General features: G+C 36.8%; 17 protein-coding genes. 13 read left to right on the top strand and 4 right to left on the bottom strand.

The window, feature by feature from the left end:
* Positions 1-19: 19 nt before the first annotated feature.
* The 13 genes from gcvT to BM350_RS04065 all read left to right on the top strand — a co-directional run bounded on the left by gcvT (position 20) and on the right by BM350_RS04065 (position 12411).
* Positions 20-1120, top strand: a complete 1101-nt coding sequence (gene gcvT, locus BM350_RS04125; protein ID WP_090913830.1) for a glycine cleavage system aminomethyltransferase GcvT — start codon at positions 20-22, stop codon at positions 1118-1120.
* 20 nt (positions 1121-1140) lie between these two features.
* On the top strand, positions 1141-2484 hold the full coding sequence (gene gcvPA, locus BM350_RS04120; RefSeq protein WP_090913832.1) for an aminomethyl-transferring glycine dehydrogenase subunit 1: 1344 nt from the start codon (positions 1141-1143) through the stop codon (positions 2482-2484).
* Entirely contained in the window at positions 2481-3956 is a 1476-nt protein-coding gene (gene gcvPB / locus BM350_RS04115; protein ID WP_090913834.1) for an aminomethyl-transferring glycine dehydrogenase subunit GcvPB, read from the top strand. The genes gcvPA and gcvPB overlap by 4 nt, the downstream gene beginning before the upstream one ends.
* A gap of 465 nt (positions 3957-4421) precedes the next feature.
* Positions 4422-4646, top strand: coding sequence for a DUF3929 family protein (locus BM350_RS04110; RefSeq protein ID WP_090913836.1), 225 nt, complete (start codon positions 4422-4424; stop codon positions 4644-4646).
* A gap of 161 nt (positions 4647-4807) precedes the next feature.
* Positions 4808-4999, top strand: a complete 192-nt coding sequence (locus tag BM350_RS04105; RefSeq protein ID WP_090913838.1) for a hypothetical protein — start codon at positions 4808-4810, stop codon at positions 4997-4999.
* Between the two features lie 291 nt (positions 5000-5290).
* Complete coding sequence (locus BM350_RS27990; RefSeq protein WP_139232922.1) at positions 5291-6871, top strand: alpha-helical endospore appendage domain-containing protein; 1581 nt, start codon at positions 5291-5293, stop codon at positions 6869-6871.
* A gap of 401 nt (positions 6872-7272) precedes the next feature.
* Complete coding sequence (locus BM350_RS04095) at positions 7273-7647, top strand: GntR family transcriptional regulator (protein WP_090913840.1); 375 nt, start codon at positions 7273-7275, stop codon at positions 7645-7647.
* Positions 7648-7652: 5 nt separating this feature from the next.
* Positions 7653-8525 (top strand): ABC transporter ATP-binding protein, encoded by an 873-nt coding sequence (locus tag BM350_RS04090; protein WP_090913842.1) that lies wholly within the window; start codon positions 7653-7655, stop codon positions 8523-8525.
* The gene (locus BM350_RS04085) at positions 8506-9177 is read left to right on the top strand and encodes an ABC-2 transporter permease (RefSeq protein ID WP_170857645.1); all 672 of its coding nucleotides are present in this window, start codon (positions 8506-8508) and stop codon (positions 9175-9177) included. Before BM350_RS04090 ends, BM350_RS04085 begins: the two co-directional genes overlap by 20 nt.
* A 15-nt stretch (positions 9178-9192) precedes the next feature.
* Positions 9193-9825, top strand: a complete 633-nt coding sequence (locus BM350_RS04080) for an ABC-2 transporter permease (RefSeq protein WP_090913845.1) — start codon at positions 9193-9195, stop codon at positions 9823-9825.
* Positions 9826-10380: 555 nt separating this feature from the next.
* A complete protein-coding gene (locus BM350_RS04075) occupies positions 10381-11283 on the top strand; it encodes an ABC transporter ATP-binding protein (RefSeq protein ID WP_090913847.1) in 903 nt (300 codons plus the stop codon).
* Positions 11283-12059 carry an ABC transporter permease gene (locus BM350_RS04070; RefSeq protein ID WP_090913849.1) on the top strand — a complete coding sequence of 259 codons (777 nt, stop codon included), beginning with the start codon at positions 11283-11285 and terminating at the stop codon, positions 12057-12059. Before BM350_RS04075 ends, BM350_RS04070 begins: the two co-directional genes overlap by 1 nt.
* A gap of 172 nt (positions 12060-12231) precedes the next feature.
* A complete protein-coding gene (locus tag BM350_RS04065) occupies positions 12232-12411 on the top strand; it encodes a hypothetical protein (protein WP_090913851.1) in 180 nt (59 codons plus the stop codon).
* 27 nt (positions 12412-12438) lie between these two features.
* On the opposite strand, the gene BM350_RS26755 is transcribed toward BM350_RS04065, so the two are convergent.
* Genes BM350_RS26755 through BM350_RS04050 form a run of 4 tightly spaced genes read right to left on the bottom strand, consistent with a single transcriptional unit; the run spans position 12439 to position 13576 of the window.
* Positions 12439-12597: a hypothetical protein gene (locus tag BM350_RS26755; protein ID WP_170857644.1), complete on the bottom strand. Its 159-nt coding sequence runs from the start codon at positions 12595-12597 to the stop codon at positions 12439-12441.
* Between the two features lie 59 nt (positions 12598-12656).
* Complete coding sequence (locus BM350_RS04060; RefSeq protein WP_090913853.1) at positions 12657-12914, bottom strand: DUF3975 family protein; 258 nt, start codon at positions 12912-12914, stop codon at positions 12657-12659.
* Between the two features lie 13 nt (positions 12915-12927).
* The gene (locus tag BM350_RS04055) at positions 12928-13242 is read right to left on the bottom strand and encodes a DMT family transporter (RefSeq protein WP_090913855.1); all 315 of its coding nucleotides are present in this window, start codon (positions 13240-13242) and stop codon (positions 12928-12930) included.
* A 1-nt stretch (position 13243) separates the two neighbouring features.
* Positions 13244-13576 (bottom strand): DMT family transporter, encoded by a 333-nt coding sequence (locus BM350_RS04050; RefSeq protein WP_090913857.1) that lies wholly within the window; start codon positions 13574-13576, stop codon positions 13244-13246.
* Between the last annotated feature and the right edge of the window lie 37 nt (positions 13577-13613).

The raw sequence follows: 13613 nt of genomic DNA, 5'->3' as shown, positions 1-13613 counted from the left end.
AGCGCAAAGGGGAGAGAACATGATTACGTTACAACGTACACCGCTATTTGATGTATACGCGAAGTATGGTGGGAAAACAATTGATTTTGGTGGTTGGGAATTGCCAGTTCAATTTTCAAGTATTAAAGAAGAACATGAAGCTGTTCGTACAGCAGCAGGTCTTTTTGATGTTTCTCACATGGGAGAAGTAGAAGTAAAAGGTGCAGATAGTTTAGCATTTTTACAACGTGTAGTTACAAACGATGTTTCTATCTTAAAAGTAGGCGGAGCACAATATACGGCAATGTGTTACGAAGATGGTGGTACGGTAGATGATTTATTAATCTACAAACGCGGAGAAGAAGACTATTTATTAGTAATCAATGCATCTAATATTGAGAAAGATTACCAGTGGTTAGCTTCTCATGTAAGCGGTGATGTGCAAGTAGTCAACGTTTCTAGTGAAATTGCACAACTTGCAATTCAAGGACCAAAAGCAGAGGGCATTTTACAAAAAGTTGTATCAGAAGATTTGAAAGAAATTAAGTTTTTTAAATTTAAAGACCATGTTCTTGTGGCTGGTGTAGAAGCGCTTGTATCTCGTACTGGTTATACAGGTGAAGATGGATTTGAAATTTACTGTAAGAGCGAAGAGGCTGCAAAGCTTTGGGAGAAACTTCTTGAAGTAGGGGAAGAAGGCGGCTTAAAACCATGTGGTTTAGGAGCGCGTGATACACTTCGTTTTGAAGCAACACTTCCTCTTTATGGTCAAGAGTTATCAAAAGATATTACACCAATTGAAGCTGGCATTGGCTTTGCAGTAAAAACAAATAAAGAAATGGATTTCTTTGGAAAAGAAACGTTAAAGGAACAAAAAGAAAACGGTGCACCTCGTAAATTAGTCGGCATCGAAGTAATTGAACGTGGTATCCCGCGCACTCATTATTCAGTATATGTAGGCGAAGAAAAAATCGGGGAAGTTACAAGTGGGACACAATCTCCAACGTTAAAGAAAAGTATCGGTTTAGCGTTAATTGATGTGAAATATGCAGCAGTTGATACAGAAGTGGAAATTGAAATTCGTAATAAACGCGTCAAAGCAGTTGTTGTTCCAACACCATTTTACAAACGTTCAAAGTAACGGGGAGAGGGGTAGATTTCATGTTGCATCGTTATCTTCCAATGACAGAAGAAGACAAAAAAGAAATGTTACAAACGATTGGCGTTCAAACAATTGATGAATTATTTTCTGATATTCCAGAAAGCGTTCGTTTTCAAGGAAATTTAAATATTAAACAAGCAAAATCAGAACCAGAACTTTTAAAAGAGCTGTCTGAGCTTGCTCGTAAAAATGCAAACTTAAGAGACTATGCTTCCTTCCTAGGAGCAGGTGTATATGATCATTATGCGCCAGTAATTGTAGATCATGTTCTTTCTCGTTCAGAATTTTATACAGCTTATACACCGTACCAACCAGAGATTTCACAAGGGGAATTACAAGCAATCTTTGAATTTCAAACAATGATTTGTGAACTAACAGGTATGGATGTTGCGAACTCTTCTATGTATGACGGAGGTACAGCGTTAGCAGAAGCGGCAATGCTAGCAGCAGGTCATACTCGTAAAAAGAAAATTCTTGTTTCTAAAGCAGTTCATCCGGAATCAAGAGCAGTTCTTGAAACATATGCAAAAGGTCAACACCTTGAGGTTGTTGAAATTGATTATAAAGATGGTGTAACAGATCTAGACGTATTACAAAGCGAAGTAGATGATACAGTAGCTTGTGTAATCGTTCAATATCCAAACTTCTTTGGACAAGTGGAGAAACTGGCTGATATTGAGAAAATCGTTCATCAGCAAAAATCATTATTCATCGTTTCTTCTAATCCATTAGCGTTAGGAGCGTTAACACCACCTGGTAAGTTTGGTGCTGATATTGTAATCGGTGATGCACAACCATTTGGTATTCCAACACAGTTTGGCGGCCCACACTGCGGTTATTTTGCTACAACAAAAGCATTTATGCGTAAAATCCCAGGACGCCTTGTTGGACAAACAGTGGATTCTGAAGGACAACGTGGTTTCGTATTAACACTGCAAGCGCGTGAGCAACATATTCGTCGTGATAAAGCGACATCTAATATTTGTTCAAACCAAGCATTAAATGCATTAGCAGCTTCTGTTGCAATGACAGCACTTGGAAAACAAGGTGTGAAGGAAATGGCACGTCAAAACGTTTCTAAAGCACAATATGCAAAACGTCAACTTGAAGCAAAAGGCTTTACGGTAACATTTGCTGGGCCGTTCTTCAATGAATTTGTTGTAGATTGCAAACGTCCAGTACAAGAAGTAAACGATGCATTATTAGCAAAAAATATCATCGGTGGTTACGATCTTGGCCGTGATTATAAAGAACTTACAAATCGTATGCTTTTAGCTGTAACAGAGTTACGTACAAAAGAAGAAATCGACACACTTGTGAACGAAATGGGGGCTATCCAATGAAGAAGCAAGATCAAGCACTTATTTTTGAAATGAGTAGAGAAGGACGCGTAGGATATAGCTTACCCCAATTAGATGTAGAAGAAGTAAATTTAGAAGATGTGTTTGAGAGCGAGTATATTCGTACGGAAGACGCAGAGCTTCCAGAAGTATCAGAACTTGATATTATGCGCCATTACACAGCGCTTTCAAACCGTAACCACGGCGTTGATTCTGGATTTTATCCATTAGGATCTTGTACAATGAAGTACAATCCGAAAATTAACGAAAATGTAGCGCGTTTCCCTGGCTTTGCACATATTCATCCGCTTCAAGATGAAAAGACAGTGCAAGGTGCAATGGAATTAATGTATGACTTGCAAGAACATTTAAAAGAAATTACAGGTATGGATACTGTTACACTTCAACCAGCAGCTGGAGCACACGGTGAATGGACAGGATTAATGTTAATTCGTGCATATCACGAAGCAAAAGGCGATTATAAACGTACGAAAGTAATTGTTCCTGACTCTGCTCACGGAACAAACCCAGCTTCTGCAACAGTAGCAGGATTTGAGACGATTACAGTAAAATCAAATGAAAATGGCCTTGTTGACTTAGAAGATTTAAAACGTGTTGTGGACGAAGAAACAGCAGCGCTTATGTTAACAAACCCAAATACACTTGGATTATTTGAAGAGAACATTTTAGAAATGGCACAAATCGTCCATGATGCAGGTGGTAAATTGTACTATGACGGTGCAAACTTAAATGCAGTATTAAGTCAAGCACGCCCAGGAGATATGGGATTTGATGTTGTACATTTAAATCTTCATAAAACATTTACAGGTCCGCATGGCGGCGGGGGACCAGGTTCTGGTCCAGTAGGTGTAAAAGCAGATTTAGTTCCGTTTTTACCAAAGCCAGTTTTAGAGAAAACAGAAAGCGGCTACCACTTTAATTACGATCGTCCACAAGCAATTGGACGCGTGAAACCATTCTATGGTAACTTTGGTATTAACGTTCGTGCGTATACGTATATTCGTTCTATGGGTCCAGATGGACTTCGTGCAGTAACAGAATATGCAGTATTAAACGCGAACTATATGATGAGAAGATTAGCTCCATTTTACGATCTTCCATTTGATAGACATTGTAAGCATGAATTTGTTTTATCAGGTCGTCGTCAAAAGAAACTTGGTGTACGTACGCTTGATATTGCAAAACGTCTGCTTGACTTTGGCTACCATCCACCAACAATTTACTTCCCGTTAAATGTGGAAGAATGTATTATGATTGAGCCAACAGAAACAGAATCAAAAGAAACATTAGATGGATTCATCGATACGATGATTCAAATCGCAAAAGAGGCAGAAGAAAACCCAGAAGTGGTTCAAGAAGCGCCGCATACAACAGTAATTAAGCGTCTTGATGAAACAATGGCAGCACGTAAGCCGATTTTACGCTATCAAAAACTATCTATGGTACAAGTTTAATAATCAATAATAGTTTGTAGAGAACTCGCTATATGCGAGTTCTTTTTATATATAAATACAAATTGAAAAACCAACAATAAAAACCATTCTTTTTAGGTGGACGAGAGCATCTGGCCATGCATAGAAGCGGTCAGGGCCTTTTTCTGCCACATGCGAAGTGAAAACAAAGAGAGAAAGCAAAGTGCATACTTCTTTTTTCTTCGTAGCAGCGACTTATATGTTGAAAAATCAAAATAAATTTATATATTATGACCAAAAATGTTATTACTTAAAAAAGATGTTATAAAATCGCATGTTTTATGTAAAATTGGAGATTTATCAGACTTTCTCAACATTTTTGTTGAAAAAGTCTCTTTGATAAAAGTGTGTATTTTTGTTAGAATTTTATTGAAATTAAAGTGAATGAGAAGCAAAAAAGTCAATTTTTCATACATATGTGAAGAAATGAACAAGGGGATGGAAAAGATGGGCTATAAGCGCTGTAGGATGGTGTATCATTTAGAAAATGGTGATATGATTAAGGATATTAAAGAATTTTATTACCAAGATACAGAAAAAATGTTAGAGAGAGTGAAACATCACGTATTAGATAACACAAGTGTAACTGCAATTGATAGTAAAGGAACACTGATTCCAATCGCTTGTCATGATATTGTGAAAGTGGAGTTAGATCATTTACAGGAAAGTTAGCCTTGAGTCATAGAGGATAATTCGTTACAATAAAGTGAAACTTTAATCAGTGGGGGTTTTCTTCATCCCCCACTGATTATTAGCCCTCTCAATCGGGCTTTTACGGGCAGTAATACTCCCACGAATAGCGGGATAAATGAGTAATTAGAGAGGAGTTCGTTATGGGTAGTCAAAGACATTTCTATATGTTTATTGTTGCGTTTTTACTTGTTACAGCATTAACTGTATATTTAATTATTGATAGCCATTGGTACAACACAGTACATCCAGCATTTCTTATTTTTATGTATGTCGGAATTGCAGTTGTGAGCTTTGGTATGAGAGATGAGATGTTAAATCGCTTTGAGAAGTGATACATATATGAAAGACCAACAGAAAAATGTTGGTCTTTTTTTATTGTCCCAAATAGCGAGGGGATAAAAAGGGCTCGTTCACTAAAAAATATACCTTTGCGGCAAGACAAATGCTCAGCCATCTAGATGCTTGTTACATAGAATAGAGAGAATACCTAGTACACTCATTGTTCATAATATTCCTTTTAAAATTATGAACTTATGAATGTTTAAATTCCAAAAGTAGGAGACCTATCTATGCACAGAATAAAGTGATTCGATGGTTTCCTAGCTAGAAAGGATGAATATATATTGTCTTTTCCAAACATACCTAATATTACCCCTACCATTTCTGTTACGACTGCACAGACGATTCCATTGCTTTTAAGCTCTATTGCCCTAGAAGAATTAGCTTTGGCTCATATTATTAATGCTGAGGCAGAGAAGCTTCAATTTGTTTTAGGAACATTACCGCCGGGAAGAACTACACTTTCTCCTCCAGTAGTTACGATATCTAATCTTCTTGCTGTCGATTCAAGTGTACAAAGAACCCTTCGTGACGTCATTAAAAAGGAGATGTTACTAGAGTTTAAATTTGAAAATGTTCTTGATCTATTAGCAACTACTGCTCCTTCACCTACACCAATAATTACTCTGAATGCTGATCCAACCACGATATGCACTTCTGGAACAGGTCCCAATACTTCTACTCTTACTGGTCAAGTATTGGTGGGTGGAAGTCCCCCTTCAGCAGGTACGCCGGTTTCCTTTACAGTAGATAACCCTGCTCTTGGTACTGTAGCTCCTAACCCTGCTGTTACGGATGCATTTGGCAACTTTACTGCTACTTTCACAGCTATCGATGGACCCGGGACAGTAATGATTACCGCTACTGCTTTAGGAGGAAGTAGTGATCCAATCACTACTACTATTATTGATAACTGTAACGTTTTATCTGAACTTAGTCTTAACATTGCTTCCAATATATGCTCTAGTGGAACAGGACCTAATACGACAACTGTTTCTGGTCAAGTGTTAGTGGACGGAGGCGTCGCAGTTGCGGGAATTCCTGTAGAATTTTCAATTGATAATCCTCTCCTTGCTTCAATATCTCCTACTAATACTACTACTGATGCTTCGGGTAACTTTACTGCTACTCTTACAGCCATTGACGGACCTGGGACAGTAGATGTTACTACTACATTGCCTACTATAGGAGGATTCTCTATTACTCTCTCTGCTACCATTGCTGATTGCAGTGTTTTCGGTGGCGCTACTCTTGGCGTTGATGAAGTAAATATATGCTCTTCTGGAACAGGGCCCAATACGACAACTGTTTCTGGTAAATTGTTCGTCGATGGAGGCGTTGCAGTCGCGGGAATTCCTGTAGAATTTTCAGTTGATAATCCTCTTCTTGGTTCCGTATCTCCTGTTAATACTACTACTGATGCTTCGGGTAACTTTACTACTACTTTGACAGCCATTGATGGAACTGGAACAGTAGGTGTTACTGCTTCGTTTCCTACTTTTGGAAGTTCTCTCACTGTCGGTCCTAACATTGTCGACTGTAGCGTTTTCGGTGGCGCTAGTCTTAGCATTGCTGAAGATGTATGCTCTTCCGGAACAGGACCTAATACGACAACTGTTTCTGGTCAATTATTCGTTGGTGGAGGTTTAGGCGTCGCAGTTGCGGGAATTCCTGTAGAATTTTCAGTTGATAACCCTCTTCTTGCATCGGTATCTCCTGCTACGACGACTACTGATGCTTTGGGTAACTTTAGCGCTACTTTTACAGCCATTGACGGACCTGGGACAGTAGATGTTACTGCTACATTTCCTACTGTGGGAGGAGGATCCCTTACTGTCACTACTCACATTATTGACTGCCTGTAACTATTATTTTATTACTGCTGAATATGTAGTGAATGATTCCATAAAAGAATCTATATAAATACAAACTAAAAAATCGAAATAAAAACCCGCTTTCTTTTTATGCGGGCGAGAGCATCTGGCCATGCATAGAAGCGGTCAGGGTCTTTTTCTACAAAGGTATTGATAGATGATAGAAACAAAAACGAGCTGAATGAATATTAGCTCGTTTTTTATACATACATGAGAGAAAATGATATAAAAAAAAGCAGTTACTTCTTGTCTGAAGAACTGTCCTTCAGGCTTTCTTCACAGCCTGGAAAGACCAACAGGAAATTGTTGGTCTTTTTTTGTTGCCAAAAATGGATAATGTGTATATACTGTATATATGAGTTATATACAGTATATACACAGTGGAGGAGAAAATGGATATTATTATTTCAAACTCTTCACCAGACCCTATTTATGAACAGATTAGTAAGCAGATTCGGCAACTTATATTAAATGGTGGTCTAAAAGGTGGAGAGCAATTACCGTCTATCCGTAGTTTAGCGAAGGAATTACAAATTAGTGTAATTACGACGAAACGAGCGTATGAAGAGCTTGAAAAAGAAGGGTATATAGAAACAGTTGCTGGAAAAGGGACGTATGTTTCTGTGCAAAATAATGAGCTCATACGAGAACAAAGGTTGCGACTGTTAGAAAGTAAGGCTGAAGAAGTGGTAAATGAAAGTAAACTACTACAACTGTCTCTGGAAGAGTTACAGCACATCATTGCCTTTCTATATAAGGGGGAATAAGACACATGTTAGAATTAAAAAATGTTTGCAAAGACTATCAAGGTTTTTCTATCCGAAATGTAAATTTTAAACTGCCACGCGGATATATTATGGGGTTTATTGGAGCAAACGGATCAGGAAAAAGTACGACAATCAAAATGATAATGAATTTAGTAAAACGAAATAGTGGTGAAATTTATATTTTCGGTAAAGACAATCAAAAACATGAAAAAGAAGTAAAACAGAATATCGGTTTTGTATATGATGAAAATCATTACTATGAAGATTTAACATGTGAACAAATGAAGCGCATTATTGCGCCTTTTTATAAAAAGTGGGACGAAGCACAATACCAATCATACATGGAGCGATTACAAGTTCCGAAAAATAAAAAGATTAAACAGTTATCAAAAGGAATGAAAATGAAATATGCCATCGCTATGGCGCTGTCACATCATGCTGAGCTAATCATTATGGATGAACCAACAGCAGGGTTAGATCCAGTTGTCCGAAGTGAACTGCTTGATATATTGCAAGAGATTGTGATGGAAGAAGAAATATCCGTATTATTTTCTACACACATTACAACGGATTTAGAAGGCATTGCTGATTATATTACATTTATCAATGAAGGTGAAATCGTCTTTACTGGAGAGAAAGACGAGCTGCTAGAGAATTACACAATCGTAAAAGGAAGCAACGATTTGTTAGACAAAGAAGGGAAAGAACTGTTTATCGGTTTAAGAAAAAATAAATATGGATTTGAAGGATTGGCGCGTGATAAACAGGCAGTTGTAGATTGGTTCGGTCAAGAGGTTGTACTGGAAAAGCCGACGATCGATGATATTATCGTGTATACGGCGAAGGGGAGAAAGAGAAATGCGTCAACTTGTGTTTAAAGACTTGTATTTTCTACGCGCTATGTGGATATTTTGTTTAGGGTTTCCGGCTTTCTTATTTATAACGAATCCATCTAATTCAAACATTTTTTCTGTGAGCTGTTTAATATCAGTAATAGTATCTCTTCTGTTGTCTGTAGGATCGGATGAAAAGAATGGCAGTGAAAAAATCATTGCTAGTTTACCGATAGAACGGAAGGGAATTATTATAGCGAAATATATGACTTTTATTATATCAACAATTATAGCGATTGTATTAACAACAGCAGCCACTTGGATAATAAGAGGGATGACTTTAATTGAGGATATTCGTGTATATCATCCATATTTTTATATCGAGCTCAAGTGGTATACAGTGCTAGGAGGTATTATCGTCTCATTTATATACATTGCATTATTCTTGCCTGTTTATTATGGAACTGATTCAAAAATTATCCGCGGTTTATTTGCAATAGGACTAATTATACCTACGACGCTTATACCGTTATTTGTTATAGATGGGGAAGAGAATCGTGTGGAAGATTCATTCGGTGATTGGATCATGAATCTGTCTCATGTAGGGGTAAGTATAGTAGGGATAGCTGGGTTGGCAGTTATATATATTATTTCTATGTTTATTGCAATTAAATTATATGAAAAAAGAGATGTATAAAGGGGAGAAGGGATTGTGCGACAGTTAGTTTGGAAGGATTTTTTCTTACAACGAAAAGTTTTTTTTCTTTATCTTATATTGCCAATTTATTGTGCTTTGAAACAGTCCGCTGAGCCGTTTCAGATTGCGTGGGTTTGTTTTGTTACTTGTAGCGTATTGATATTTGGATCATTACAGTTGGAGGATAAAAATGGAACAGATAAACTATTAATTAGTTTTCCATTTGTTAGAAAGGATATTGTCATTGCGAAATACATCTCGTCAATTCTCTTTATTGGATGCGGGTTAATTGCTACATTAATCATTGTTATATTACCTAAAATTTTATTAGGTAAAGCTATAAATATTCCGTGGTATGCCATCTTTATAGCCGTTTGTCTTTCTGCTCTTTATGGAATTATGCTTCTTCCATTGAAATATGGAGGTAGTAAACAAATAATTACTATTTTTAGCCTAGTTTTCATGTTCCCGCTAATCGGCTTGTTGGGGTTAATGTGCAATGTTCTTGCGGAGGAAAGGCTTATGTTAATGTTTTTTCACTCTTCAAACCTTGTATTTATCGTAAGTATGTTAAGTATTGGAGTATGTATCGCGTATTTTGTTTCTATGTTTTTTTCTATTTCGATTTTTCAAGGTAGAGAATTTTAAGAGACTAAGCTGAAGATGAATAAAAAGGTATTGGTTTTCTTTACTTTCTGTATAATGCATAGTTTTTCAATATGAATTATATGAGAAGATAGATAATTCTATAATCTTTAATAAATATTTAGAGTTAATGAATAAACAAGGTTATTTTGAAATACTTTTTGATAGATTATGGATTGGATGTATTTAGTTTATCCCGCTATTTTTGGGCAGTAATACTCCCACCTCAAAATTCAGCGAAAGCATTGTCCAGCTCTAGCGGCTAGAATCTCCGGTCGTTTCGCCCCCTCGGACGAGGCGAAAAGCGCCTCTCTGTCAGAGGCGTGGGCGTCCTGCGATTCTGGGCGAGCCGCTTCCGCTTTTCTAAAGAAGTTAGGTGGGAGATAAACTGCTGGCATGCGCCCGATTGGTGAGGGCTGATAATCAGTGGGGAATGAACAAAACCCCCACTGATTAAAGTTTCACTTTATGCTACGAATGATTGCTAATCTTTTTATTAGTATTAATAACATTTGACTTTGTTGATAAAAAATTAGAGGTCTAAGGGAGGAAGAATCATTGGGGAATGTAGTAGTGAAATTAGAAAATGTTCATAAAAAAATAGGTAGTGCTGAAATTATTCGTGGGCTTTCATTTGAAGTACAGGAAGGAGAAGTATACGGCTTTTTGGGACCAAACGGGAGCGGAAAGACGACGACAATTCGGATGATGACAGGACTGATTTCAGTAACAGAGGGCGATATTACAATTTGTGGTCACAGTATACGTACTGAGCATGAAAAAGCGCTAGAGTACATTGGAGCGATTGTAGAGAACCCGGAATTATATGAATATATGACGGGAATGCAAAATTTAAAGCATTTTGCGAATATGGCCGTTACGCCAATTCGTAAAGAACGAATTGCTGAAATTGTAAAGCTTGTGGAATTAGAACATGCGATTCATAAAAAGGTAAAGACATATTCTCTTGGCATGAAACAACGTTTAGGGATTGCACAAGCACTATTACATAATCCTAAAATTTTAATTTTAGATGAACCGACAAATGGTTTAGATCCAGCAGGAATTCGTCAAATTCGCGATTACTTACAACGTTTAGCAAAAGAAGAAAACATTGCAGTCATTGTATCCAGTCACTTATTAAGTGAGATTGAGTTGATGTGTGATCGTGTAGTCATTATTCAAAATGGACAATTCATGCAAGAGTATAGCTTACGTGAAAAGGCAAAAAGTGACGACAAGATTATGGTAGTGTTTGAAGTAGATCAAGTAGAGAGAGCGAATGAACTGATAAAAGGAAACATACAAGAAAACAAAATTATTGCATCTGTCATGAAGGGGGAAATTCCGAATCTTGTGAAAAAATTAGTGTATGCCGATATTCACGTGTACAGTGTAACAGTTCAAAATAAATCATTAGAAGATGAATTTTTGGCAATCACAGGGGGAGTGACAGCATAATGATGAAATTAATCCAAAATGAATTTTTAAAGTTACATGCGAAAAAGAGTATGTATATTTTATTAGTCGTACTAGCAGTATTAGAATTTGCAGAAGCAGTTATTATAAAAAAGTGGGCACCGTCTGAATTGAAAATCGAAGGGTATATTATGTTTGCGGAGCAACATATCGGAATGATTGCTACATTTGCAACAATCTTTGGCATAACGCTAGCATCCCGCACAATTACAGAAGAATTCCAAAAAGGGACAATTAAACAATTGTTAATTCGTCCGAGAAAGCGAGTTACGATACTATTTTCAAAGTATATTACAGTTCTCTTAGCTATACTATTTGTATGTATCGCTTCTTTACTTATAGCAATGTTGATTGGTCTCATTGTATTTGGCGGGGGCACTGGAGAGGTTACTTTTGCAATTGTATTAAAACGTTTTGCGTATAACATTTTACCGATATTCTTTTATCCAACAGTTGCATTTTTGCTAGCTAATATTTTTAGAAAATTAGTTTTACCATTAATTATTACACTATTCTTCTTTTTTCTAGATGGATCGCTCAAAATGTTATTATTTCAATTTGCTAAAGGTGTAGCAAAATATGTTGTAATGTTTCATCTGAATTTAAATGTGTATGATAGTAATGAATTTCTTAATCAAGGAGCAAAACCGATGTTTTCAGAGTTTACATTTTTAACATCATTGTTATTTGTTTTAGCTCATTTTGTTGTTTTACTCGTTATTTCAAGTGCATTGTTTCAAAGGCGTGATGTCTTGTAAAAGAAAATAAATTACTCGCTAACTTCGTATTATTTTCTGCAGTTCAGCCGAAAGCGCTAACTGTAACTTTGTATTTTAATAATACTCCAGTTCTAATCAACCATTTTGTAATCAATTTTAGTTTGTGTGAAATTATATGAGCAGAAAGATATATAAATAGGGGGATGTAATTATGAAAGGCATGGGGAGCTTCTTCGTAATAGTTGGACTTCTGCTAATTATTGGTGCAGGGCTTGGAGTTACGTTTCATTTCATTCCTACTCATATATCGGTTCCTACTTGTCTTCTATTTGGCACTGTTTTCGTGACGACAGGAAATATAATTAGGAAAAAAGAAAATCGTTCGTTATAAAAGGTGTCTCATCGCGAGACACCTTCCTTAATGCAACAAACTATGCATAACAATTTTATAAACCGACACGACACTCGGTGAGTAAGCAGGTACGTTGTATGTATGTAAGATGAAACTAAAAAACACAGCAAACACAATAAAGAGGAAAAATAATAGTAAAATCTGCTTATGTACAGAAGTTTGCATATGATCAGCTCCTTTTTTGTAGTATGTCCAAAGAAGGAAATGATATAAAAAAAAGACAGTTACTTCTTGTTTGAAGAACTGTCTTTTGAAACGAGCTTATTCCAGAGTTTCGCGATACTCCAAATGATAATAATCCCAATAGAAGCGATAATGGACCAAATAACGGAAGTGACCTCAAGAGCCATGTTTGGGAGAAACGTGAGGATTGCAAATACTTTATAAAATAACCATTCTGCAATATGGAATATAGTTTGTAATAAGAATACAATGGCAATTAGGATTCCCATCATAATTTGTGCTACTCTTTTTTTCCACACCGCATTCACCTCATTAACTCATTAATTTTAAACCAACTGCACCGCATAAGATGCAGCTTAAGAAAGCAAGGCGGCGCCAATCAGCAGATTCGCGGAAAATGAGAATACCAAGAAGTGCGCTTCCTGCGGTTCCGATTCCTGTCCAGATTGCGTAAGCCGTTCCCATTGGCAGTGTATCCATTGCGAGGGATAAGAAGAAGAAACTTACACCGAAGTTTGCAATTAACATAAGTTTTGGTGTCCAGCCTTTTTTTTCATTTGCTATTTTCATAAAGATAACACCGGTAACTTCACATATACCAGCAATAATTAAATATACCCATGCCATTTTATGCAGCCTCCTTCTCTTTTTGTTCACCTGTTACTCGTTTTAAACCAATGACACCAATGAAAATTAAAGCGATAAATAAGATTTTTACAATCGAAAATGGTTCGCCGAAAATAAAGATTTCTGTTAGTACAATACCTCCGGCTCCAATTCCTGTGAAAACAGCATACACAGTTCCGACAGGGAGCTTCGCATAAGCTTTAAATAAAAGGAAAAAGCTAATAGCGATTGCAAGTGCAACGCCAAGCCATTCTAGTGGTGTTGTGGCATGCTTTAAACCAATTACCCAAACAATTTCAATGAGTCCTGCTATAATAACATAAATCCATTCCATCATTTATTCTCCTTCCTACCAGTCGTTAGGCCCGGGG

It is taken from the genome of Bacillus sp. 103mf (genome assembly GCF_900116295.1).
In the GTDB taxonomy this organism is placed as follows: domain Bacteria; phylum Bacillota; class Bacilli; order Bacillales; family Bacillaceae_G; genus Bacillus_A; species Bacillus_A bruguierae.
The sequence above is the reverse complement of the archived record's forward strand: the minus strand, read 5'-3'. Positions and strand labels throughout refer to the sequence as shown.

What these genes read in the sequence shown, in the direction of transcription:
- gcvT (WP_090913830.1), top strand. Translation starts at nt 20, where the DNA reads ATGATTACGTTACAACGTACACCGCTATTTGATGTATACGCGAAGTAT.
- gcvPA (WP_090913832.1), top strand. Translation starts at nt 1,141, where the DNA reads ATGTTGCATCGTTATCTTCCAATGACAGAAGAAGACAAAAAAGAAATG.
- gcvPB (WP_090913834.1), top strand. Translation starts at nt 2,481, where the DNA reads ATGAAGAAGCAAGATCAAGCACTTATTTTTGAAATGAGTAGAGAAGGA.
- BM350_RS04110 (WP_090913836.1), top strand. Translation starts at nt 4,422, where the DNA reads ATGGGCTATAAGCGCTGTAGGATGGTGTATCATTTAGAAAATGGTGAT.
- BM350_RS04105 (WP_090913838.1), top strand. Translation starts at nt 4,808, where the DNA reads ATGGGTAGTCAAAGACATTTCTATATGTTTATTGTTGCGTTTTTACTT.
- BM350_RS04095 (WP_090913840.1), top strand. Translation starts at nt 7,273, where the DNA reads ATGGATATTATTATTTCAAACTCTTCACCAGACCCTATTTATGAACAG.
- BM350_RS04090 (WP_090913842.1), top strand. Translation starts at nt 7,653, where the DNA reads ATGTTAGAATTAAAAAATGTTTGCAAAGACTATCAAGGTTTTTCTATC.
- BM350_RS04085 (WP_170857645.1), top strand. Translation starts at nt 8,506, where the DNA reads ATGCGTCAACTTGTGTTTAAAGACTTGTATTTTCTACGCGCTATGTGG.
- BM350_RS04070 (WP_090913849.1), top strand. Translation starts at nt 11,283, where the DNA reads ATGATGAAATTAATCCAAAATGAATTTTTAAAGTTACATGCGAAAAAG.
- BM350_RS04065 (WP_090913851.1), top strand. Translation starts at nt 12,232, where the DNA reads ATGAAAGGCATGGGGAGCTTCTTCGTAATAGTTGGACTTCTGCTAATT.
- BM350_RS26755 (WP_170857644.1), bottom strand. Translation starts at nt 12,597, where the DNA reads ATGCAAACTTCTGTACATAAGCAGATTTTACTATTATTTTTCCTCTTT.
- BM350_RS04055 (WP_090913855.1), bottom strand. Translation starts at nt 13,242, where the DNA reads ATGGCATGGGTATATTTAATTATTGCTGGTATATGTGAAGTTACCGGT.
- BM350_RS04050 (WP_090913857.1), bottom strand. Translation starts at nt 13,576, where the DNA reads ATGGAATGGATTTATGTTATTATAGCAGGACTCATTGAAATTGTTTGG.